We start from the raw sequence: 21978 nt of genomic DNA, 5'->3' as shown, positions 1-21978 counted from the left end.
CAGGGAGAGCCCCACGGGACGGTACCGAAGGCGGATCGGATGATCAACCGGCTCGGGTGCCCGGCAAGCCCCGCCCGGCGGGGCCTAACCGTTCCCGGTGACCAGGGAGTTGGTGAGCCGGTCGGCGACGGTGGCGTCGAGGGGGGCGTGGCCGAGGAGGAAGCGGTACCAGAAGACGCCGTAGACCTGGTCGACGATCAGGTCGAGGTCGGTGTCGTCGGCGAGTTCGCCGCGTTCGCGGCCGCGGGCGAGGAGGTCGCGCAGGGCGGTGCGGCGGGTGGCGGTGAAGGTCTGCATGAGGTCGGCGAGGTGGGGGTCGCGGGCGGCTTCGCGGACGAGGGTGCGCAGGGCGGGTGCGGTGGTGTCGCGCTGGGAGCCGTCGAAGGTGGTGGCGATGAAGGCGTGGAGGTCGGTGCGCAGGGTGCCGGTGTCGGGTCCGGGGACGTCCTGGTCGGCGCGGTCGGTGAGGGCGTCGAGCAGGACGGCGCCCTTGGAGGGCCACCAGCGGTAGACGGTCTGCTTGCCGACGCCGGCGGTGCGGGCGATGGCGTCGATGGTGACGGGGGTGCCGTCGGACTCGGCGAGCAGCTGGAGGGCCGCGTCGAGGATCGCCTGGTGGGCGGCCTCGTTGCGGCGGCGTCCGGTGTGCGGGCGGGCTTCGGTCATCGTGTTCCCTTTCCTCTTCCCTCGCTTGACAAGACTAGCAGTCTCGATAACATTATTGACGGAACTAGCGGTCTCGACAAGAGAAGGACACGCCACCATGAGCACCACGTCAGACCTCTTCACCGGACAGCGCGTCGTCGTGATGGGCGGCAGCTCGGGCATCGGCGAGGCCGCGGCCACCGCCTTCGCCGCGGACGGCGCCGAGGTCGTGATCACCGGCCGCGGCCGGGACCGGCTGGACGCCGCCGTCGCCCGGATCGGCGGCAAGACCGTCGGCCACCAGCTGGACGCGGCCGACCCCGAGGCCGTCGCGGCCTTCTTCGCCCGGTCCGGCACCGTCGACCACCTGGTCGTCGCGGTCAGCGGCGCGGCCGGCAGCGGCCCGTTCGCCCAGCTCGACCTGGCCGACCTCGCCACCGGGTTCGACGCCAAGTTCTGGCCGCAGGTCCGCGTCCTCCAGGCGGCGCTGCCGCACCTGCGGGCGGACGGATCCGTCACGCTGATCACCGCCGCCTCCGCCCGCGCCGCGATCCCCGGCACCGCCGGACTCGCCGCCATCAACGGCGCGCTGGAGGCGATGGTCCCGCCGCTGGCCGTCGAACTCGCCCCGCTGCGGATCAACGCCGTCTCGCCCGGCGTCATCGACACCCCGTGGTGGGACCGGGTCCCGGCCGAGCAGCGGACGGCGCTGTTCGACGGCCTCGCCGCCACCACCCCGGTCGGCCGCGTCGGCCGGGCCGAGGACGTCGCGCAGGCGATCCGCCTGCTGGCCGCCAACACCTTCGTCACGGGCGTGGTGTTCGACTGCACGGGCGGGGCCAACCTGCCCACCGGGCGCTGAACGAACCGTCGGCCGACCGGGCCCGGGCCGGAGCCGGCTCCGACTCGCAGCAGCGCCAGGCCCACAGCAGTGCCCGGCCCGGAGTCGTCTCCGGGCCGGGCGTCGTCACGGTTCGGCCGTGCGGTTCGGCCATGTGCGTTCGTGGACCTGACCCCCGCCCGGCGGGGCGGGGGTCGGCCCGTGGGGCGCGGTCAGCCCGCGTACTGGGCGAAGATCTTCGCGAACTCGTACGGCTGCTGCGCGATGTTGGTGCACTTGGAGAGCGAGCCGCCGGTGCAGGCGTTGGCGTCGCGGGTGGCGTCCCAGAAGGCCAGCAGGCCGAGGTGGTTCTGCCGGGCGAAGGCCACCAACTGCTGGGCGGCGGCCTGGTTGTAGATCTGGTGGTCGTCGTTCTCGCCGATCATCGGGGTGACGCCGACCATGGCCCACAGCTGGGCGTCGGTCTTCGCCGGGTAGAGCGCCTTGAGCTGGCCGAACAGGGCCTGGGCGGCCTGCACGGCGGCGTTGCCGTAGTCGGTGCCGGTCCGGTAGTAGTCCATCGCCATGATGTTCACCAGGTCGACGGCGACCCCGGCGTCGCGGGCGGACTTGACGATGGCGACGCCTTCGGCGGTCAGCCCCTCGGGGAGGACGGGCAGGGTGAAGGAGACCTTGAGGCCGGGGTGGGCCTGCTGGAGCTTGGCGAGCGCGGCGGAGCGGCGGTCGTTGGAGGCGGTGTCGGCGATGGCCGCGCCCTCGATGTCGAAGTCGACGTAGCGCAGGTTGTAGGCGTTGACCACGGCGTCGTACTCGGCGAACAGCGAGTCCACGGTGGTGCAGGCGGCGGCGAGTTCGGTGCCGCTGGCGCCGCCGAAGGAGAGCTTGACGTCGCCGCCGGCCGCGCGCAGCGCGTCGATCTGGTCCTTGGCCCAGCCGGTGCGCGGGTCGTAGGCGTTGAACCAGCTGGCCTTGCAGCCGACGCCGGTGACGAAGCCCATGGTGTAGGCCTTGAGGTTGCCGGACTTGGCCATGTCGGGCATGGACGGGGTGGGCCAGGCGCCCATGTCGATGTAGGGCGCGACGGGGACGGCGACGTTCGGCGGCGGGGTGCTCGGGCCGCCGGTGGGCGTGCCGGTGGGGCCGCCGGTCGGGGTGCCCGAAGTGGGCGGCGGGGTGGTGGGGTTGCCGCCGCCGGGGCCGGTGAGCGTGATGTCGTCGGCGAGGTAGGCGCCCTGCCCGTACCAGCCGTGCAGGTAGACGGTGACGCTGGTGGTGGCCGGGCCGGTGGTGAAACTGGCGGACAGCTGCTGCCAGTTGGCGCCGCCCGGCGTCCAGACGGCCGGGTCGGTGACGCCGCTGCCGGTGGCACCCAGGTAGACGTACTGGCCCTGCACCCAGGCGCTGAGGTTGTACGTGGTGTTGGGCTGGACGGTGACGGTCTGGCCGCACTGCGCGGTGTCGCTCGCGCCCACCGCCCCCTTCAGCGCGTAGCTGCCGCTGTGCGCACCGGAGTTGACGACGCTGCCGGTCCCGCCGGAACAGCTCCACGGGCTGAGCGTGCCGCTCTCCAGGCCGGGGTTGGCCAGCAGGTTGCCGTCGGCGGCGCCGGCGTTCCCGGCGAGCGTGGCGAGGCCGCCGGCGGCGAGCGCGGTGGCGGCGGCGAGGCTCAGCAGCTTGGTGCGACCGGCGGGGCGGCGGTGCGTGGGGGCGGGCTGGGGCGCGCTGGGCATGGGGGTGCCTCTCGGGACGTGGGGCCGCCCGCGCCGCGAAGGGGGATACGCGGGGCGGGCGGCAGCATGGGGGCTGGTCCGGTGCGGGGGAGGAGCGCGGTGCTGAGCATCAAACTGGACTAGACCAGCTGTGCACGTCAAGCACTTCCGGGGCATCGGAGGCCCACTGTGGGAAGGTTTTAGGAACGGTTTAAGGCGAGCAGGTGTAGCTCGCGGGCTGGGAGTACTCGTTCCCGACGAGGGTCTTCTCGTCGTTGCTGATCGCCTTGATCGTGAACGTGTCCGGGACCGCGGCCAACGAGTCCGCCACCACGCCGTCGCGCCACAGGACGGGCCGCGGAGTCGTCCCGACGTACTTCGTGCCGCCCACGATTCCGTTGCCGCCGATGGCACTTGCCGTGATGGCGCCCGCGCCGATGGTCCGGGTCAGCGAGCCCTGGGCGTCCCATTCGGCTTCGGCGTAGTTCGTGTCGTTGCTCGTGCCGCCGACGATGCGCCCGTCCCGGATCGCCCCGGGAGTGCCCTTGGCGTTGGAGCCCTGTGCGGCGAGCGCGTGCCACTGGCCGTTGAGGTCCGAGACGAAGCCGAACGAGTCGGTGGACCCGACGATCCTGCCCTGCTCGTCGATGCCGTTGAGGAAGAGGAAGCTGTTCGTGGGGAGGGGCAGTTCGCGGTACGTTCCCGGCGCGCTCGCCGGCCACACCACCAGGATGATCTTTGTTCCGATCCTGGCGGTCCCGGCGATGTCACCGGCGTTGTTGATCACGCCGGCCGACGAACCGTTCCAGCTCGGACTGGACGGCAGCGCGGTCGTCGTTCCTGCGCGGTCGAGCGTCACGGCCTTGAACTTGCCGCCGACGTAGTCGGTGCCCACGATCTGGCCGGCCGCGTTCACGCCCGAGATGTCTGGCTTGGCGCCGGGGATCCGCAGCACGACCTTCCCGTTGTCCCACAGCGTCCCGTGCGCGTCCGTGTAGTCGTACGGCCAGCTGGTGGACCGCGTCCCGGTGACGCCGACTCCGTACCGGCTGCCGTCGCTCGCGGACACCGTGCCGGACGTGGCGGTGGACGGCAGCTCCCACGCCGTCCTCTGCCACTGGCAGGCCGCCGCCTGGGCGGTGCCGACCGGCACCAGGCCGAGTGCCGCCGTGAACGTCGCCACGGCGAGCGCGGATGCTTTCCATCCGTTGAGTCGGTTCAATCGGTTCAATCGGTTGAACAAGGGATCCGCCCTTCCTCACAGGGAGTGCACCTTCCGGTGACCGACCCTGTCAGGCTCGCCGTGCGGGGTGAAGCACTTTAAGCGAGGGGGAAACAACGGTCGGTGAGGAGGGGAGGGCCCGCCCGCCGGTTCCGGACCGGCGGGCGGGCGGTTCAGCGGATCACCCGCAACACGGCTTGCACTCCTTCACCTGGACGTCGTCCACGACCGGGCCGGCCGCGCCCCCGTTGGTGCTGGCGAAGGTCAGTGTGGTGGAGGCGTTCCGCGCGACGAAGCTGAACTGGCGCCCCACGTAACCCATGTTGGTCGGCGACTTGCCGGTGGTGTCGAAGGAGAAGTCCTGGAAGTCCTGGCCGTCGACGAGCACCCGGCCGGTCTTCACGGTCGGTGCGGCCGACGTGTTGCCGGCCAGCGCGTACGTCACGGAGTAGGTGGCGCCGGGGACGGTGGTGAAGGTCTGGGCGACGGCGCCGGTGGTGGCGCCGTTGAGGTCCACCGACTGGTCGCCCTCGGCGGCCTGCCAGAACCCGGCGCCGATCAGGTCGACGCTGCCGCTGGTGACCGTCCACGGGCCGATGGTCTGTCCGGCGTTGAACTCGGCGAAGCTGTTCGCCGGGGCCTTGGGGGACTCGAAGCTTCCGTCGTCGAAGCGGCTGAGGGCGCGGTGGCCGCCGGCGGCCTGCGCCGGGACGGTCACGGCGGTGGCGGCGGCCACGATCACCGCGACGGCGGCGAGGCGGGTGCGCGAGAACGTCATGGGTTCCTCCCCAACGAGATACCGAGTGGATGAGCCGATGATCGGCTGTGCCCAGAGAGTCCGCCGTCGCCGTGAGCCCTGCCAAGACCGGACGGGTGGCGCCCGGTGGTGCGGAGGTTCCGTCGACGGGCTACCGCGCGCCGGTTTGACGGGTGGTCGCCTGGTGTCGGCCGGGCGGCCGGCCTGCGCCCGCCCGGTGGCGGGACGTGGTGTGAACGAACGGTTGGGACTGTCGTGTCCGCTCGCATGGTGGTGAAGTCCGACGTACGCGCTCCGTCGGCACCTCGGGCGCATCCCACTCCCGGGTGAGCCGAGGGCCGCTCATACGATCAACGACCCCTCTGACGGTCGGCGGACCGGAGGTGGATCGGGAGCGGGTCGGAGGCGGATCGGGAGCGGATCCGAGGTGAATCCGAGGCGGATCCGGAGCGCGTCCGGACGGGCTTGACCTTGAGTGCACTCCAAGGTGAAAGCTGGACGCGTTGATCCACCGCAGCACCCCGCGAGCGGCCGGGCACACCACCACGATCGGAGCACCGTCATGCGCAACGCCACGTTCGGTACCAACGGCCCGGAGACCGGCGTCATCGGCCTCGGCTGCATGGGGATGACCTGGGCCTACGACGTGCAGAACCGGGACGACGAGAACTCCGTCCGGGTGATCCGGCAGGCGCTGGACCTCGGCGTCACCCTGATCGACACCGCCGACATGTACGGCCCCTACACCAACGAGGAGGTCGTCGGCGCCGCGCTCGCCGGCCCGTACCGGGAGCGCGCCTTCCTCGCCACCAAGGTCGGCATCGTCCCGGGCGGGGCCGGCCAGTCGGCCCGCGACGGCAGGCCCGAGCACGTGCGCCGCTCGATCGACGACAGCCTGCGCCGCCTCGGCACCGACCACGTCGACCTCTACCAGCTGCACCGGGTCGACCCGGCCGTCCCGATCGAGGAGACCTGGGGCGCCCTCGCCGAGACCGTCGCGGCCGGCAAGGCCCGCCGGATCGGGCTCTCCGAGGCGACCGTCGAGGAGATCAAGCGGGCCCAGTCGGTGCACCCGGTGGCGTCCGTGCAGTCCGAGCTCTCGCTCTGGACCCGGGACGTGCTGGCCGAGGTGCTGCCGTACACCGAGGAGCAGGGCATCGCCTTCCTGCCGTTCTCGCCGCTCGGCCGGGGCTTCCTGACCGGCAGCATCGCCTCCTTCGACGAACTGCCCGCCGACGACTTCCGCCGCCGGCTGCCGCGCTTCCAGCAGGACGCGCTGAAGGAGAACCTGGCACTGGTCGGCAGGGTCAGGGAGGTCGCCGAGCGGATCGGCGCGACGCCCGCGCAGGTCGCGCTGGCCTGGGTGCTGGCGCAGGGCCGGTACGTCTTCCCGATCCCGGGCACCAAGACGCCGCGCTACCTGGTGGACAACGCGGGCGCGGCCGAGATCGTGCTCTCGGCGGCCGACCTGGCCGACCTGGACGCGCTGCCGACGCCGACCGGCGAGCGGTACTGAACGGCGAGCGGGTACCGAGCGGCGGGCGGTATCGAAGGGCATGGGCCGCCCGGGTCACCGGCCCCGCCCCGGAACGCCGTCAGGCCTCCCGGACCCAGATCAGCTGCCGCCCGGTCTCGGCGGGAGCCCGGACGGCGGCCTCGGCGACCCGGTCGAGCCGGTAGCCGAGCTTGCGCGGGACGGCCGCGCTGGCGCCGTTCGCCTCGTCGCAGTGGATCTCCACCCGCGCGATGCCGGGCAGCGCCAGGGCGGCCTCGGTCAGCGCCCCGGCCGTGGTGGTGGCGATGCCGCGGCCGGCATGCCGGGCGGCGACCCAGTAACCGATCTCCAGCGCGCCGGGGCCGATCCGGCCGTGCAGGCCGAGGGCGCCGACCACGCCGCCGGGTTCGGCGTCCAGGCCGACCAGGTACATGAAGTCGGTGCCGGCCTCCCAGGCGCGGGAGCCGGCCCGGGCGAGCTCGGCGGTCTGCGCCCGGGTGGGGGGCTCGGCCGCCCACTCCATCCAGGGCCGCAGGTGGTCCAGGTTGGCGCGGACGGCCTTGTTGAGCGCCATCGCGTGCGTGCTGCGGCGGCGCAGCAGCGAGATCCCGCCGGGCAGCCGCAGTTCCTCGGGCGGCCGCCCGGCGGTGACGGCGGTGGGGCCGGGCGCGTGGAGCGGGGCGGGCGGGTACTTGCAGGACCGTGACTGCGGGTGGCTCATGAGCGCGATTATGTCCTTGGCCGGGACCTGTCACCAATGAATTCCAGACGGCCTCCCACCAGGCCTCTCACCGGTCCCCGCCCCCGCCCCGCCACGCCCCGGTGCGTCAGGTCGTACCCCCGGCGCACCTGGGCGCGCACGCGCCCGGCGCTCAGAGCCGGATCAGCACCTCGTCCAGCTCCTTGCGCCGCAGATCCGGCACCCGCGCCCCCTCGGCCGGGTAGCCGACCGGGATGACGTACGCGGCACGCTCCTCCAGCGGGCGCTCGCAGACCTCGTTGAGGAACTTCATCGGGCTCGGCGTGTGGGTCAGCGTCGCCAGCCCGGCCTGGTGCAGCGAGGCCAGCAGCAGTCCGACCGCGATCCCCACCGACTCCTTGGTGTAGTACGGGCGCGGCGAATCGGGCCCCTTGTGCACCTCGAACACCACGATCACCGCCGGCGCGTCCTCCAGGAACGGCTTGTGCCAGTCGGTGCCGATCGGCGCCAGCGCGGCCAGCCACTCCTCCGACGCCCGGTGCGCGTAGAACTCGCGCTCCTCGACCTCGGCGGCCTCGCGCAGCCGCCGCTTGCGCTCCGGGTCGGTGATCACCACGAACCGCCAGGGCTGGACGTGCGCACCGCTGGGCGCGGTGTTGGCGGTCCGGATCGCCCACTCGACGACGCCGTCCGGGATCGGGCGGGTCGCGTAGTCGCGGACGGTCCGGCGCTGCGCCATCACGTCGTGGAAGGACTTGCTGCGGGCCTCGGCCTCGTGGGCCGGCACCGTCATCGGGGTGAGGGGGACGGTCGGGTAGGGCGTCCCTGCCACTGCACTGTCAACCATGGCCGACAGCACAGCACATGACGGCCGCGCCGGGAAGAGGTCGAGACCAATCCGCAGATCAGGTCCATCCGGCAGGGTCCGCCCGGCAGGGCTGTCCGGCACGTCCATCCGGCGGGCCCGTCCGGCGGGCCCGCCCTGCCGGACGGGACTACAGCTCGTGCACCCGCCCGTCCCGGACCTCGATCCGCCGGTTCACCGAGACGGTGTCCAGCATCCGCCGGTCGTGGGTGACCAGCAGCAGGGTCCCGGTGTACGAGCCGAGCGCCGCCTCCAACTGCTCGATCGCGGGCAGGTCCAGGTGGTTGGTGGGCTCGTCCAGCACCAGCAGGTTGACCCCGCGCGCCTGGAGCAGCGCCAGCGCGGCCCTGGTGCGCTCGCCGGGGGAGAGGGTGCCGGCCGGGCGCTTCACGTGCACCGCCTTGAGGCCGAACTTGGCCAGCAGGGTGCGCACCTCCTCCGGCGTGAACTCCGGGACGGCGGTGGCGAAGGCCTCCGCCAGCGGCTCGCCGCCGAGGAACAGCCCGCGCGCCTGGTCCACCTCGCCGACCACCACGCCGGAGCCCAACGAGGCGCTGCCGCCGTCGAGTTCGAGCCGGCCGAGCAGGGCGGCCAGCAGCGTCGACTTGCCCGCGCCGTTGGCGCCGGTGATGGCGACCCGGTCCGCCCAGTCGATCTGGAGGTCCACCGGGCCGAAGGCGAAGTCGCCGCGGCGGGCGACGGCCGCGCGCAGGGTGGCGACCACCGAGCCGGAGCGCGGCGCGGTGGCGATCTCCATCCGCAGCTCCCACTCCTTGCGCGGCTCCTCGACCACGTCCAGCCGCTCGATCATCCGCTGGGTCTGCCGGGCCTTGGAGGCCTGCTTCTCGGTGGACTCGGCGCGCTGCGCCTTTCCGATCTTGTCGTTGTCGGAGGACTTGCGGCGGGCGTTGCGCACGCCGTGCTCCATCCAGCCGCGCTGCATCCGGGCCCGGGCCTCCAGCCCGGCCTTGGTGTCGGCGTACTCGTCGTACTCCTCGCGGGCGTGCCGGCGGGCCACCGCGCGCTCCTCCAGGTACGCCTCGTAGCCGCCGCCGTACAGGTTGACCTGCTGCTGGTGCAGGTCCAGCTCCAGCACCTTGGTGACGGTGCGGGCCAGGAACTCGCGGTCGTGGCTGATCAGCACGGTGCCCGCGCGCAGGCCCTTGACGAAGGCCTCCAGCCGCTCCAGGCCGTCGAGGTCGAGGTCGTTGGTGGGCTCGTCCAGCAGGAAGACGTCGTAGCGGGAGAGCAGCAGCGAGGCGAGGCCGGCCCGGGCGGCCTGGCCGCCGGACAGCGCCGTCATCGGCAGGTCGAGCGAGACCTTCAGGCCGAGCGAGTCGGCGACCTCCTCGGCGCGCTCCTCCAGGTCGGCGCCGCCCAGCTCCAGCCAGCGGTCCAGGCTCGCCGCGTACGCGTCGTCGGCGCCCGGGCGGCCCTCGACCAGGCCCTCGGTGGCCTCGTCCAGCGCGGTCTGCGCGGCCGCCACGCCGGTGCGGCGGGCCAGGAAGTCGCGCACCGACTCGCCCTCGCGCCGCTCCGGCTCCTGCGGCAGGTGGCCGATGTTGGCGCTCGCCGGGCTGAGCCGCAGCGAACCGCCCTCGGGGGTGTCCAGCCCGGCCAGCAGCCGCAGCAGCGTCGACTTGCCGGCGCCGTTCACGCCGACCAGGCCGATCACGTCACCGGGGGCGACGACCAGGTCCAGGCCGGAGAAGAGGGTGCGTTCGCCGTGACCGGCGGCGAGGTCCTTGACTACGAGTGTGGCGCTCATGATGAGCCCGATTGTAGGAGGAGCGGGCCGGGTGGCGGAAAAGCCCGGGGCCGCGGCGCGGCTGCCGCGACCCCGGGGACCGGCCACGCGGGCCGGTCAGGAGGTCACTTGGACTTCTTCGAGAAGTAGTCGAACATCCGGGCCGCCACGTCGTCCAGGTACGGGCCGGCCTCCCAGGTGCTGGCGCCGTTGCCGATCGAGGTGTCGCTGACCAGGGCCGGCTTGCCGTCCTTGGTGGCGACCCAGCCGCCGCCGCTGCTGCCGCCGGTCATGTTGCAGCCGATCATCAGCATCGCCGGGCGGCTCGGGTCGCCGGTCTTCTTCACCGGCTTCCCGCTGTCGCAGTGGTCCAGCTCGACGCCGTCGAACGGCTTGCCGGCCGGGTAGCCGTACGCGCTGACGCTGCTGAGCTGGTCACGCGGGGCGTTGAACCAGATCGGCACGGAGCCGCCGACGGTCTCCTCCAGCGACTTGCCGTTGCCGCTCGGGTCGGCGACCTTGATGATCCCGAAGTCGTACTGGCTCCACGGGCCGCCGTGCTCCGGGTCGGCCTCGGCCGACCACTGCGGCGAGACCATGCCGGCGGTCGCGCCCCACTCGCCGTACGGCTCGGCGTCGGTCTCGCTGGCCTGCTTGCCGCCGCTCAGCAGGCCGTTGCTGTTGTAGGCCGGGGCGAAGGAGATGTTGGTGTAGTACTGGCCGCCCTTGCCGCCGTTCAGGCAGTGGCTGGCGGTCCAGACCAGGTTGCTCCTGCCGGGGTTGGCCGGGTCGGAGACGACGGTGCCGGAGCACACGTAGTCCTGGTTCCCGTCCTTGAAGAAGAGCTTGCCGTTGACGTGCAGGTTCTTCGCGAACGGGTGCTGGGTCGGCTTGGCCTCGATGACGGTGGGCAGCGCGTCGCCGGTGCTCGGGGGCTGGGCGGTGGTGGGCTGCGCCGGGGCCGGGGTGGCCGGCTTCGAGGCCGGCTGGGCCGGGGCCGCGCCGGTCGGCTGGGCCGGCGGCTGTGTCGGGTCGGCCTGCGGCTGCGGCGTCGGCTTGGGCTTGGCGTTCAGGATCCGCTGCAGGGTCCAGTAGCCCTTGACCGCCGGAGTGATCACGTTCTGCTGGGCCCACTTGTCCCAGTCCTCGAACTTCCAGGTCTTCAGCTCTTCGGCGGTCGGCAGCTTGATCGGCGCCGCGCCCGGCTTGCCGGTGGCGCCGGCCGCGACCGTCGGAGCCGTGGTCCGGGCCGTGACCGGGTCGCTGTTGTCCGGGCCGCACGCGGTCGCGGCCAGCACGGTCAGCGCGGCGACGGAGGCGCCCAGGACAGCACGGTTCGGCCGGTACATCGGTGACATGACTTCAAATCCCCCTGTGAATAACCGCCACGCGATCCCTTCCTCGGGTACGGCTCCGGGGAGCCGCAGGCGTGGCAGGGGAGGAGTCTGCCACGCGGACAAAGGCCTCCTCGCGCACACCCCGGGACCGGGGCGGGGCCGTCACCGGATCGGCACCGGACCGGCACCCGCCCTCCTCCGGCCCTCCGGAATCCGGTCGGCTCCCACCCCCGGCGGCCGCTTCCCGGTGCGTGTTCGGGTGCGTGTCCAGGGGCGCTTTCCGGTGCGCTTCCCGGTGTGCTTCCCGGCACGCCGAAATTCGGTTGCCCGGGTCCGGCGCCGTGCGTAGCGTGGACGGAGTCATCCGCCAGACAAGGAGAAGGCCGTTGCTCTACTGAGGTCCCGAGACACCGCCCCCGCCGCGCAGGCCCTTCGCCGCGCGGTGTGCGAGTATGCGACCTCAGTCACGGCCCCGTGGCGAGCCCGATCCGGCTGATCCGGATCCGCCCCGCCCTCCCCCCGGCCGTACCGGCCCGCACCCGCGGTGTCTCCCCGTGTTGCTCATCGTTCCCTTCGGCAACCACCCGGGAGGCCCTCCATGGCACAACCCACCACCGCCGTCCTCTGCACCGATCTCACCTTCGAGTGGCCCGACGGCAAGCCCGTCCTGGACGGCTTCCACCTCGCCGTCGGTCCCGGCCGCACCGGCCTGATCGGGCTCAACGGCGCCGGCAAGTCCACCCTGCTGCGGCTGATCGCCGGCGAGCTGACCCCGACCGGCGGCACCGTCCGGGTCGACGGCGAACTCGGCTACCTGCCCCAGGGGTTGACGCTGGACACCACCGTGCGGGTGGACGAGGCGCTCGGCATCCGGGCCACCCGCGAGGCCCTGCACGCCATCGAGTCCGGCGACTCCGACCAGCGCCACTTCGACGCCGTCGGCGACGACTGGGACGTCGAGGAGCGCGCCCGCGCCACCCTCGACCGGCTCGGCCTGCACCGCCTCGGCCTCGACCGCACCACCGGGGAGCTCTCCGGCGGCGAGGCCGTCCTGCTGCGCCTCGCCGCCCTGCTGCTGCGCCGCCCCGACGTCCTGCTGCTCGACGAGCCCACCAACAACCTGGACCGGGCGGCCCGGGAGCGGCTCTACGAGACGGTCGCCGGCTGGCACGGTGTCATGCTGATCGTCAGCCACGACCGCGAACTGCTCCAGCACGTCGACCAGATCGCCGACCTGCGGGACGGCGCGGTCACCTGGTACGGCGGCAACTTCGCCGAGTACGAGCGCACCCTCGCCGCCCAGCAGGAGACCGCCGAGCGGCTGCTGCGCAACGCCGAGGCCGACGTCGAGCGCCAGAAACGGGACTTGACCGAGGCCCGCACCCGGCTGGACCGCAGCGCCAGCTACGGCAGGAAGCGCTCGGTCACCCGCAACGACCCGCACATCTTCGCGGGCAAGCTCAAACGCCAGGGCCAGGAGACGGCCGGGCGGCTCCAGGGCATGCACACCGAGCGGCTGGAGGAGGCGCGGCAGCGGCTCACCGCCGCCGAGGAGGCGGTGCGCGACGACGCCGAGATCCGGATCGACCTGCCGCGCACGGCCGTCCCGGTCGGGCGCACCGTGCTCACCCTGCAGAAGGTCCGGCTGCCCTACGGCACCACCGCCGACCTCGACCTGCGCGGCCCCGAGCGGATCGCCCTGGTCGGCCGCAACGGCTCCGGCAAGACCACCCTGCTGCGCACCATCGCGGGCGAACTCGCCCCGTTGGAGGGCGAGGTCAGCACGCCGGTGCCGTTGCGCCACCTGCCGCAGCGGCTCGACCTGCTGGACGACAAGCTGACCGTGGCGGAGAACGTCAAGCTGTTCGCCCCCGCCGCCGGGGACAACGCGATCCGTGCCCGGCTGGCCCGCTTCCTGTTCCGCGGCGGCCGGGCCGACCAGCCCGCCGTCACCCTCTCCGGCGGCGAGCGGTTCCGGGCCACCCTGGCCGCGCTGCTGCTGGCCGACCCGCCGCCGCAGCTGCTGCTGCTCGACGAGCCGACCAACAACCTGGACCTCGCCAGCGTCCGCCAGCTCACCCAGGCGCTCGCCGCCTACCAGGGCGCGCTGATCGTGGCCAGCCACGACGTGCCGTTCCTGCGCGGCCTGGGCCTCACCCGGTGGCTGGAGCTGGACGGCGAACTGCGGGGGGTGGATCCGATGTAGCGGGGGGGCGGGTCCGATGCAGGGGGCCGGTACGGCGCGGGCGGCCCCGCCCGCGCCGCGGCCGCTACTGCTCGCCGAGCACGCGGCGGGCCGTGCTCAGGGCGGAGTCCTTGAGCCCGGCCGACTCGTCGTCGGTGAACACCGGCGTGCGGATGTCCGGCGGGATGCCGGGGCCGTCGAAGGTGCTGCCGTCGGGCGTGAGGTACTTCTCGTTCGGCAGCACCACCATGAAGTCCGGCGAGAGCGTCTTGATCAGCACGTCGGAGAAGACGCCCTGGGTGTTCTCACCGATCCGGACGACGTGCGGGGAGCGGCCCATCAGGGTCTGGGTGAAGGTCTCGGCGGCGCTGATCGACAGCGAGGAGGTGAGCAGGGCGACGGGGCCGGTGAAGTGCTCGGTGTGCGCGGGCCGCACCACGACCGGCTGCGGCCGGGTGAACTTCGTGGGGTCGGCCGGGTCGTCGCGGGCCACCTTGCGGTAGGCGACGTACGGGCGGTCGGTGAGCCGGGCGGCGATCTGCTGCCCGAGCGCGTCCGAGCCGCCGCCGTTCAGCCGGACGTCGATCACCAGGCCGTCGAGCCGGTCGGGGTCGGCGAGCAGGGCGTCCAGCGCCCGGTCGAGCTCCTTGGCCTGGGCGGCGAACCCGCCGGTCGCGTAGCCGTCGAAGCCGCTCACCCGCAGGTAGCCGACGCCGTCCGGGAGCCGGCCCACGCCCAGCCGGCTCACTCCCTGCGCGTTGACCGCGAACTCCTGTTCGGGGCCGGTCAGTTGTGCGTCGACGGCCTTGCGGGCCGCGTCCCGCAGGGCGGGCGTCGACTTCAGCGAGCCGTCACGCCGGCCGGAGTAGACGCCGGTCGGGCCGGTGCCGGTCACCCGGGCCAGACTGGTGTGCGCGTCCTTGAGCGGGGTCAGCAGGTCGATGAAGATCTGCTGGAGCTGGTCGGTGGTGGTCGCCGGAGTGATCTTCGCGCGCTGCTCGTCGCGGGCCGCGTGCCAGTCGATCCCCTTGGCGGCGAAGAAGGGGTAGTTCTCCTCGAAGGTCTCCCAGAACCGGTCGAAGACCGCGAGCGGGTCGTCGGGGGCGGGCCGGGTGCACAGCGCCGGCAGCGCGTCCAGGCGGCGCAGCGTCTTGGTGCCCGTCCCGCCCTCCTCGACGTCGATCGCCCGGCGCCCGCCCGGCTGCGGGGTGAGGGTGAGGGCGCTGTCGCCCAGGACGTACCGGACGGTGCCGTCCCGGCCGGGGGCGCCGTCCTGCGTCCCGGTGACCCACCCGGGCACGCAGCTGTGCGTCGTCACGTCGTAGGTGGTCAGGCTGCTCCCGGAGACCACGGCCACCAGGCCGTACCCGTCCATCTGCCAGACCCCCTGGAGGGACCTGCCGCCCCGCCCGTCCTGGCCGTCCGCCTGCGTCGCGGCCACCCCCGGCGCCGCCACCGCGACCGTCGTCGCGAGCGCCACCGCCGTGGCCGCCACCGCCCTGCCGACGGCCGCCCTGCCCACTGCCCTGCGCGTCATCTCCGGCCTCCGCCGAACCGCCCGGCCTCCCCCGCGGAACCGCTCCGCCGCCTTGCCCCCGACGCTACGGCGACCCCACCGCCCCGGCGTCATCCCGGGCGCCCGACCCCCGCCCGACTTCGGGGCTACCCGCGGCTCCGCCGAAACCACTCCATGGGGGTATCGACAGCAAACCCCTTTGACGGCGGGTGAAAATCCTCCGCCGGTGGTCCCAACTCCGTTGCGCTCCAGTACCATCGGCGCCATGCCTGCGCTCAACATCGAGTACACGGAGCACGAGCTCGCCGCGATCCGCGAGGCCGCCGCCGCGGACGGGAAGAGCATCAAGGCGTACATCCACGACCTGAGCGTGCGGGAGCAGCAGCGGCGGGTGTTCGTGGACCACGCGGTGGCGTTCTGGAAGTCGCACCGGGCGGAGTTCGACGCCGCGTTCCCGGAGGACGCGCCGGCGGCGTGAACGGCGCGGCGGGGGTCCGGGGATGATGCTGCTCCACGTCGACCTGCGCTGGCTGCTCGACGTGCAGGAGCTGGCCTCGCCGGAGGATCTCAGCGTGCGGGACTACTCCGCGCTCCAGGCCGCCGTCGCCCGGCACCGGGTGAACACCGCGCAGCTCGGCCACGACGCCGACGCCGCCTGGTGCGCGGCCACCCTGATGCACACCATCGTGCTGCTGCGCCCCTTGCCGGTGCGCAACAACCTGTACGCCTGCATGACGACGGCCGCGTACATGCACGCGGCCAAGGAGGGCATCGACCCGCCGTACGGGGCGCTGGTCGAGCTGGCCCGCGACATAGCGGCGGGCGGGGCGGACGTGTTCGCGGCGGCCGACCGGATCCGCTCCTGGCGGATCTGAGGCCGGCCGCCGCGCGGACGGTCACCCGGGGAGAGCGTCCCCGGGAGAGGGCGACCCCGGGAAGGGCGCCATCTGCGCCCGGGCATTCAGGACTTGGCGGACCTCAGCTTGCCCGCGACCAGCGTTCCCAGCCGGTCCAGGCCGACCACGGCGGCGGCCAGCACCACGAACTCGACCGTCAGCAGGGCTATCTGGCCCCAGACGTAGCCGTAGCCCTTGGTGGTGGGGTCGAAGAAGAAGTAGGGGTAGGGCGTCGGGTAGTCGTCGAACAGCGCGTTCCGGGCGAGCACGATCGCCGCGTAGCCGAGCGGGAAGGCCAGCCAGAGCGGGATGTCCTTCCAGGCCGCCGCGTTGCGCGGCTTCAGCACCAGCCAGTCGGCGATCACCATCACCGGCGTCACGTAGTGCAGGAAGAACGACGACCAGTGGGCGAGCTTGTCCGGCCCGCTGACCAGCCCGGGCAGCGGGTTGGCGCCGTGCTGGAGCAGGACGTGCGAGACCAGCCCGGTGATCAGTATGTACAGGGTGGCGGCGCCGCGCAGCCGGGGCGCGGGCGCGTCCACGGTGTCGCGCTTGAGCATCCAGTACACGGCGCCGATGAAGTAGCCGAGCACGATGACGTTGCTCTGCACGGTGAAGAACACCAGCGGCGCGGTTCCGAGGGTCAGGCCGAGGCCCGCCGAGAGCACGATGCCCATGCGCCACCACAGCGCGGGGCGGGTCCGGACTGTCATGCGGCCACCAGTTCGTTTCAGGCGATACGGGAGGTATCGGACGGTTGAGGGGGAACGTCGCACTCTACTCGCAGGTAGCGGGGGGACGGAAGAAACGGTCCTGCCCGGGCCCGGGCCCGCCGGACTCCGCAGCCCCGCCGCAGCCCCGCCGCTCCCTGGGCCCCCTGAGCCCCCCTCGACTCAACCCGGCAGGACGAAGCCCGACTCGTACGCCGCGATCACCGCTTGGGTGCGGTCGCGGGCGCCCAGCTTGGCGAGCACGCTGCCGACGTGCGTCTTCACCGTCTCCTGGCTGACCACCAGCTCCCGGGCGATCTCGCCGTTGTTGAGCCCGGTGGCCATCAGCCGCAGCACCTGGCCCTCCCGTCCGGTCAGCCGCCCGATGCTGCTGCGGTCCGGGTCGGCGGTGCTGCGGGCGTCCGCGCCGTGCCGCAGGGCGAGGTCGCGGACGGCCGCCGGGAAGAGCAGCGAGTCCCCGCGCGCGACCAGGCGCACCGCCTGGACCATCTCCTCCGCCCGCGCCCGCTTCAACAGGAAGCCGGCCGCGCCCGCCCGCAGCGCGTCGTACACGTGGTCGTCGTGCTCGAAGGTGGTGACCACCAGGATCCGAGGCGGCCGGGCCATCCCGCCGATCAACTGCTCGGTGGCCCGGATCCCGTCGATGCCGGGCATCCGGACGTCCATCAGCACCACGTCCGGGCGCAGTTCGCGCACCAGCGGGACGACCTCCGCGCCGTCTGCGGCCTCGCCGACGACGGTGAGGTCCGGCTCGGCGTCGATCACCACCCGTAGGCCCGTCCGGACCAGCCGTTCGTCGTCCGCGATCACCACGCGGATGCCGTCGAGGGCCCCGTCGCGGCCCTCGCGGTGCGCGCTCCCGCCGTGCGTGCTTTCGCCATGCACGCTCCCGCCGTGGTCGTCCTCGTTCATCGTGTCCCTCCCACCGGCAGCCAGACGGTCAGCCGCCACGTCGTTCCGTCCTCGCTCGGCCCCGCCGTGCTCCCGCCGCGCAGGGCGGTCGCGCGCTCCCCGATCCCGCGCAGCCCGCGCCCGCCGCCGGGGCGGCTCGGGCGGGAGGGGCCCAGCGGGTTGGTCAGTTCGATCTCCAACCGGCCACCGGCCAGGGAGACCCGCAGTCCGGCCGGCGCGGGCCCGGCGTGCCGCAGCACGTTGGTCAGGCCCTCCTGCACGATCCGGTACGCCTCTCGGGAGACTCCGGCGGGCAGCCGGGCCAGACCCGGGGCCAGTTCGGCGTCCACCGTCACGCCGGTGCGGGCGAGTTGGCGCAGCAGGTCGTCCAGCCCGCCGAGGGTCGGCCCGGCGGGCCGGCCCGCGTCGGGCTCCTCCTCGCGCAACAGCCCGAGCATGGTGTCCAGTTCGGCGACGGCCGCTCGCGCGGTCCGCTCGATCGCCTGGAGTGCCTCGGCGGCGAAGTCCGGGTCGGTGCGCAACACCCGGGCGGCCGCCGAGGCCTGGATGCCGACCGCGCTGAGCGCGTGCCCGACCGAGTCGTGCAGTTCGCGGGCCAGCCGGTTGCGCTGGGCGAGCACGGTGGCCCGGCGTTCGGCGGCGGCCAGCCGCTCCTCCGGGGTCGGGCCGAGCAGGGCCGGCGCCCAGCGGGCCAGCAGGGCGCCGCAGCCGGCGCTGGTGGCGACGATCAGCAGCAGGAGGGCGAGGCCCAGCGCCGGGCCGGTGAGCATCCAGCCGGGGAAGCGGTCCTCCCAGTACCGTGCGAGATCCCCGGTGCCGGTGATGGAGAACAGCAGCACCACCGCGAACGGCGTCCCGCCGAGCGTCATCCCGGCCACCACACCGCCGAAGAAGAGGTGCAGCACGTACCAGAGTGCGGCGCGGCGGCGCGCCGCCCACGAGCGGGCCGGCCCGGCGGCCAGTTCCTCGGGCCGCAGCGCCGCGCACAGCGCCCGGGCCGCGGCCCCCTCCAGCGCCCGTACGGTCGGGACCAGCGCGGTGACGGCGGCCATCGGCAGGGAGGTGAACAGCGCGGTGAGTTGCAGGAGCGTCTGGCGCAGTTGCCCCTGGTCCGGGTTGAGCGCCCCGAGCATCACCACCGAGAGCAGCCAGTACGGCATCAGCAGCGCACCGCCCAGCACCAGGTGCACCCAGCGCAGCCGGGCCCGCCGCCCCAGCAGCGCCCCCGCCGCCCGCCGCATCCGGCCGCCCGCCCCCGTGTTCATCCGGCTGACCCTACGTCAGTGGTCGTGCGGCCCGGGGCCGCCCGTCCGGCCGGTGACATCGTGCCCGCCGCCAGGGCCAGCAGCAGCCCGGGCCGGTGCCGCGCGTCCTCCCTGATCCTCATGCCGTCCACGGTCCCGTCGCTCCCCGGGCCGACGCGTCAACCCGGCGAACGGTCCATCTCCCCCTCCGGGGGGATCTTGCCCTGCTACCCTCCTCCCGGGCCGGGGGAGCGTCGTTGACCCGGACACACGCCTCATGAGACGCACAGGTGGACGGGAGAGGGCACAGCCATGGCCGAACCGTCCGTACCGGTACCGCCGCCCCGGCACCCGCACCCGCCCCTGCCGCCGGTCGCCCCGGCGGTGCCCGACCCGCTGCAGCAGCTCATCCAGGCCCAGGCCGGCGCGCCGCGCGGCGACGCCACCGCCTACCTGCGGGCGGGGGCGCACCTCGACCCGGCCTTCCGGGACGCGGTGATCGAGGAACTCGCCGAACACCCGTACCGGGTACCGCCGCCGACCCCCGGCGTCGACCTGGCGGCGGTGCTCAAGGAGTGCTACGCGGCCCGGCGGCAGGCGGTGGGGCGGGCGGTGTTGGTCCTGCTGGCCGCGGCCGTGCTGCCCGTGCTCGTGGTGTGTGTCGTCGTCTCCCTCGTGGCGTCCGGTCAGGCCGGCGTGCCGCACGCGCTCGACGTGCTGGTGCGGTTCTGGCTGCTGCAACTGGCCGTCCCCCTGGTGTTCGTGGCGGCCTGGTTGATTCGGTCCGACCGGCCCCGGCGCCGCCGGACCGGCAACTGGCTGGCCGCCGGCTGCCTGCTCGTCGCGGTCGAGGCGCTCGGGTGGCACTGGATCGCCGCCCTGTTGGCCGTCTGGTTCGCGGTGTCCTTGGCCGGCCGGCGGCGGCTCGAACAGACGCTGTACGAGCTCGGCACCGGCCGGGCCGCCACCCCCGAGGACCCCCTCCGCAAGGACCTGTACCAGCGGCTCGCGCGGCAGCAGGCCGACCCCGACGTCGTCTACAGCGACTACGCGCCCTTCGTCGGCGCCGGGATCGAGATCGACCACTGGTCCTTCGCCGACGACCTGCTGCCCGAGGTGAACAAGGCCGAACCAGCATCCACCGCAAAGGCGTTGACCGTCCCGGCCGTCCACGCCCGGCTGCGCACCGAACTCGCCCGCCTCGGCGCCGCCGACACACCCGCCTACCCGGGCGACCGCCTGCACGGGATCGCCGTGCACGACCTCGTGTTCAAGAGCGGCAAGCGCCTCGGCCCCGCCGCCGACTGGTGCGGCCACGGCCCCGGCACCGCGTTCGCCGCCCTCGCCCCGTACGCGGCCCACTGCGCCGCCGCGCCGAACGGGGGCGGGTCGGACCCGGAGCACTGGTGGGTGGAGAGCGTCGACCTCGCCGCCGAGGAACGGCTGCGGCATTACCTGACGGTGCGGATCGCGGGCTGGCGCGAGGAGATCGTCGTCACCGTGTTCGTGCGGGCCCAACTCCAGGGCGGGCAGCTGTTCCTGGAGAGCAGGGCCTTCGTGCTGCCGCCGATCGCGCGCGCCTACCACGCGATCGACACCGCGGCACCGCCCGCCGATCTCGGTGACTGGCTCGGCCTCTGCGCGGCGTCCCTCGCGGCGCTGCCCGCTCTGGTGGCAGGCTCGGTCGGCGTGCTGCGCCGCGCCGCGCGCAGCCGGCGGGCCGTCGGGCGCAACGCGCTCCGCTACGCCCGGATGTGCCGGGAGAACCGGCTGGTCGACCACGGCCCCACGCTGTCCGTCCGGGAGCTGGGTGCGGAGCGCGCGTACCAGCAACTGTTCCAGGAGATGGACGTCCAGCGGTACGTGAAGTGCGTCAGGGCCAGGATCGTGTCGGCCGTCCGCGACTGCCTGCGGGACCACGGCTACCGGACGGACGGGGCGGAGCAGTTGCAGCACGTGGTGATCAACAACGGCGTGCAGGTGCACGGCGACGTCCACGGCGTGGTGCAGACCGGGGACGCGGCCAGCGCCTCGTACCAGACGCTCACCACCCCGGCGCCGCGCGTCGGCGGCACCCGGCAGGACTGAACGGCACCAGGAACCAACGGCACCAGGAACAGGGGAGCAGAGTGAACGACGACGGCCACGGGATCAGCATCACCGGCAACGTCACGGGCATCGTGCAGAGCGGCAGCCATGCCCGCGCCGAGTACACCCACCAGCAGACCGCCCCCACCCTGGGGGAGGCACCCGAACTGAGCGCCCTGCTCACGGCGGTGGACGCGCTGCGCGAGCGGCTGCGGGCGCTTGCCCCGGACGAACTGCCGCCCGCCGCCGCAGAGGTGGCCGGACAGGTGCTCGACGAGCTGGCGGCGGCCGCTCCTGAGGGCCAGCAACGGGACGACGGCCGCGTCAGGCGCGCCGTCTTCACGCTCACCGGCGCCCTCGGGGCCGCGACGGCCCTCACCGAGGCCCTGCGGGCCCTGACCACGGCCGCCGCGCCCTGGTTCTGAGGCCCGCCCTCTGGTCTCCCGCCCCCTCGGCTCAGGCCGTCCGGTGGATCAGCCGGCCCTCGTCGTCGGTGCGGCCGTCCGGGTCCGGCCGCAGCCCGAGCCGCTCGGCGAGCCGGCGGGACGGCACGTTGCTCGGGTGGATCAGCGCGACCACCGGCACGCCGGGGAAGCGCGGCAGCGCCTCCGCCATCGCCGCCCGGGACGCCTCGGCGGCGTAGCCCAGGCCCCAGGCTGACGGCCGGAAGCGGTAGTAGAGATTGAACACCCGCTCGCCGTCCAGCGTGTGCAGGTAGAGCCCGGCGAACCCGATGACCGCCTCCGGCTCCTCCCGGGTGGACACGGTGCAGTACCCCACCCCGTCCCGCGCCCAGTCGGCGACGAAACCGTCGAGCATCTTCTGGCTCGCCGCCCGGTCCCGGTGGGGCCCGTTGGGGTTGTACCGGTTGGTCTCCGGATCCCCGTGGATCGCGAACACCGCCTCCACGTCCCCCTCCTGGGGCCGGCCGAGGACCAGCCGCTCGGAGGCGGTGACGATCGTGCGGGCGGCGGGTCCGGTGGCGTGTCCGGCGGTGGTCATGGCGCTTCCCCCGTGTCGTGCGTAATAGGTCTACCGCACCATAGGCCATTACCCCGACAGTCGCCCGACCATTTCCACCCGCCCAC

20 protein-coding genes are annotated in these 21978 nt (G+C 73.5%); 7 read left to right on the top strand and 13 right to left on the bottom strand.

Going from position 1 to position 21978, the window contains the following annotated elements; genetic code table 11:
- Positions 1-84: 84 nt before the first annotated feature.
- A complete protein-coding gene (locus OG556_RS07455; protein ID WP_371516414.1) occupies positions 85-666 on the bottom strand; it encodes a TetR/AcrR family transcriptional regulator in 582 nt (193 codons plus the stop codon).
- A gap of 97 nt (positions 667-763) precedes the next feature.
- Between OG556_RS07455 and OG556_RS07450 the strand changes: the two genes are divergently transcribed.
- Positions 764-1507: an SDR family oxidoreductase gene (locus tag OG556_RS07450; protein WP_371516413.1), complete on the top strand. Its 744-nt coding sequence runs from the start codon at positions 764-766 to the stop codon at positions 1505-1507.
- Positions 1508-1698: 191 nt separating this feature from the next.
- On the opposite strand, the gene OG556_RS07445 is transcribed toward OG556_RS07450, so the two are convergent.
- The 3 genes from OG556_RS07445 to OG556_RS07435 form a co-directional block, all read right to left on the bottom strand.
- Positions 1699-3216, bottom strand: a complete 1518-nt coding sequence (locus OG556_RS07445) for a carbohydrate binding domain-containing protein (RefSeq protein ID WP_371516412.1) — start codon at positions 3214-3216, stop codon at positions 1699-1701.
- 190 nt (positions 3217-3406) lie between these two features.
- Positions 3407-4378, bottom strand: coding sequence for a hypothetical protein (locus OG556_RS07440; RefSeq protein ID WP_371516411.1), 972 nt, complete (start codon positions 4376-4378; stop codon positions 3407-3409).
- A 220-nt stretch (positions 4379-4598) separates the two neighbouring features.
- Positions 4599-5195 carry a choice-of-anchor C family protein gene (locus OG556_RS07435; RefSeq protein ID WP_371516410.1) on the bottom strand — a complete coding sequence of 199 codons (597 nt, stop codon included), beginning with the start codon at positions 5193-5195 and terminating at the stop codon, positions 4599-4601.
- 541 nt (positions 5196-5736) lie between these two features.
- Here OG556_RS07435 and OG556_RS07430 point away from each other — a divergent pair.
- Complete coding sequence (locus tag OG556_RS07430) at positions 5737-6690, top strand: aldo/keto reductase (RefSeq protein ID WP_371516409.1); 954 nt, start codon at positions 5737-5739, stop codon at positions 6688-6690.
- A gap of 79 nt (positions 6691-6769) precedes the next feature.
- On the opposite strand, the gene OG556_RS07425 is transcribed toward OG556_RS07430, so the two are convergent.
- The 4 genes from OG556_RS07425 to OG556_RS07410 form a co-directional block, all read right to left on the bottom strand.
- On the bottom strand, positions 6770-7390 hold the full coding sequence (locus tag OG556_RS07425; protein ID WP_371516408.1) for a GNAT family N-acetyltransferase: 621 nt from the start codon (positions 7388-7390) through the stop codon (positions 6770-6772).
- Positions 7391-7541: 151 nt separating this feature from the next.
- Entirely contained in the window at positions 7542-8216 is a 675-nt protein-coding gene (locus OG556_RS07420) for a nitroreductase family protein (RefSeq protein WP_371516407.1), read from the bottom strand.
- A gap of 148 nt (positions 8217-8364) precedes the next feature.
- Positions 8365-10002 carry an ABC-F family ATP-binding cassette domain-containing protein gene (locus OG556_RS07415; RefSeq protein WP_371516406.1) on the bottom strand — a complete coding sequence of 546 codons (1638 nt, stop codon included), beginning with the start codon at positions 10000-10002 and terminating at the stop codon, positions 8365-8367.
- 104 nt (positions 10003-10106) lie between these two features.
- Positions 10107-11339: a hypothetical protein gene (locus OG556_RS07410; RefSeq protein ID WP_371516405.1), complete on the bottom strand. Its 1233-nt coding sequence runs from the start codon at positions 11337-11339 to the stop codon at positions 10107-10109.
- 577 nt (positions 11340-11916) lie between these two features.
- On the opposite strand from OG556_RS07410, the gene OG556_RS07405 reads away from it, so the two are divergent.
- Complete coding sequence (locus OG556_RS07405; protein ID WP_371516404.1) at positions 11917-13524, top strand: ABC-F family ATP-binding cassette domain-containing protein; 1608 nt, start codon at positions 11917-11919, stop codon at positions 13522-13524.
- A gap of 64 nt (positions 13525-13588) precedes the next feature.
- Here OG556_RS07405 and OG556_RS07400 read toward each other — a convergent pair whose 3' ends face one another.
- A complete protein-coding gene (locus tag OG556_RS07400) occupies positions 13589-15040 on the bottom strand; it encodes a S41 family peptidase (protein ID WP_371516403.1) in 1452 nt (483 codons plus the stop codon).
- Positions 15041-15284: 244 nt separating this feature from the next.
- On the opposite strand from OG556_RS07400, the gene OG556_RS07395 reads away from it, so the two are divergent.
- Complete coding sequence (locus OG556_RS07395; RefSeq protein ID WP_063351004.1) at positions 15285-15497, top strand: hypothetical protein; 213 nt, start codon at positions 15285-15287, stop codon at positions 15495-15497.
- A gap of 25 nt (positions 15498-15522) precedes the next feature.
- Positions 15523-15894, top strand: coding sequence for a toxin Doc (locus OG556_RS07390; protein WP_350884595.1), 372 nt, complete (start codon positions 15523-15525; stop codon positions 15892-15894).
- Between the two features lie 86 nt (positions 15895-15980).
- On the opposite strand, the gene OG556_RS07385 is transcribed toward OG556_RS07390, so the two are convergent.
- The 3 genes from OG556_RS07385 to OG556_RS07375 form a co-directional block, all read right to left on the bottom strand.
- Positions 15981-16628, bottom strand: coding sequence for a Pr6Pr family membrane protein (locus OG556_RS07385; protein WP_363371201.1), 648 nt, complete (start codon positions 16626-16628; stop codon positions 15981-15983).
- 180 nt (positions 16629-16808) lie between these two features.
- Positions 16809-17558: a response regulator gene (locus tag OG556_RS07380; protein WP_371516402.1), complete on the bottom strand. Its 750-nt coding sequence runs from the start codon at positions 17556-17558 to the stop codon at positions 16809-16811.
- Positions 17555-18823, bottom strand: coding sequence for a sensor histidine kinase (locus tag OG556_RS07375; protein ID WP_371516401.1), 1269 nt, complete (start codon positions 18821-18823; stop codon positions 17555-17557). Before OG556_RS07375 ends, OG556_RS07380 begins: the two co-directional genes overlap by 4 nt.
- Before the next feature lie 291 nt (positions 18824-19114).
- Between OG556_RS07375 and OG556_RS07370 the strand changes: the two genes are divergently transcribed.
- Both OG556_RS07370 and OG556_RS07365 read left to right on the top strand, forming a co-directional pair.
- Positions 19115-20890 carry a hypothetical protein gene (locus OG556_RS07370; RefSeq protein WP_371516400.1) on the top strand — a complete coding sequence of 592 codons (1776 nt, stop codon included), beginning with the start codon at positions 19115-19117 and terminating at the stop codon, positions 20888-20890.
- Positions 20891-20931: 41 nt separating this feature from the next.
- Positions 20932-21315 carry a DUF5955 family protein gene (locus OG556_RS07365; RefSeq protein WP_371516399.1) on the top strand — a complete coding sequence of 128 codons (384 nt, stop codon included), beginning with the start codon at positions 20932-20934 and terminating at the stop codon, positions 21313-21315.
- A 31-nt stretch (positions 21316-21346) separates the two neighbouring features.
- Here OG556_RS07365 and OG556_RS07360 read toward each other — a convergent pair whose 3' ends face one another.
- Entirely contained in the window at positions 21347-21892 is a 546-nt protein-coding gene (locus tag OG556_RS07360) for a GNAT family N-acetyltransferase (protein ID WP_371516398.1), read from the bottom strand.
- Between the last annotated feature and the right edge of the window lie 86 nt (positions 21893-21978).

The organism is Kitasatospora sp. NBC_01300 (assembly GCF_041435235.1).
In the GTDB taxonomy this organism is placed as follows: domain Bacteria; phylum Actinomycetota; class Actinomycetes; order Streptomycetales; family Streptomycetaceae; genus Kitasatospora.
This window is presented reverse-complemented; position numbering and strand designations above follow the sequence as displayed.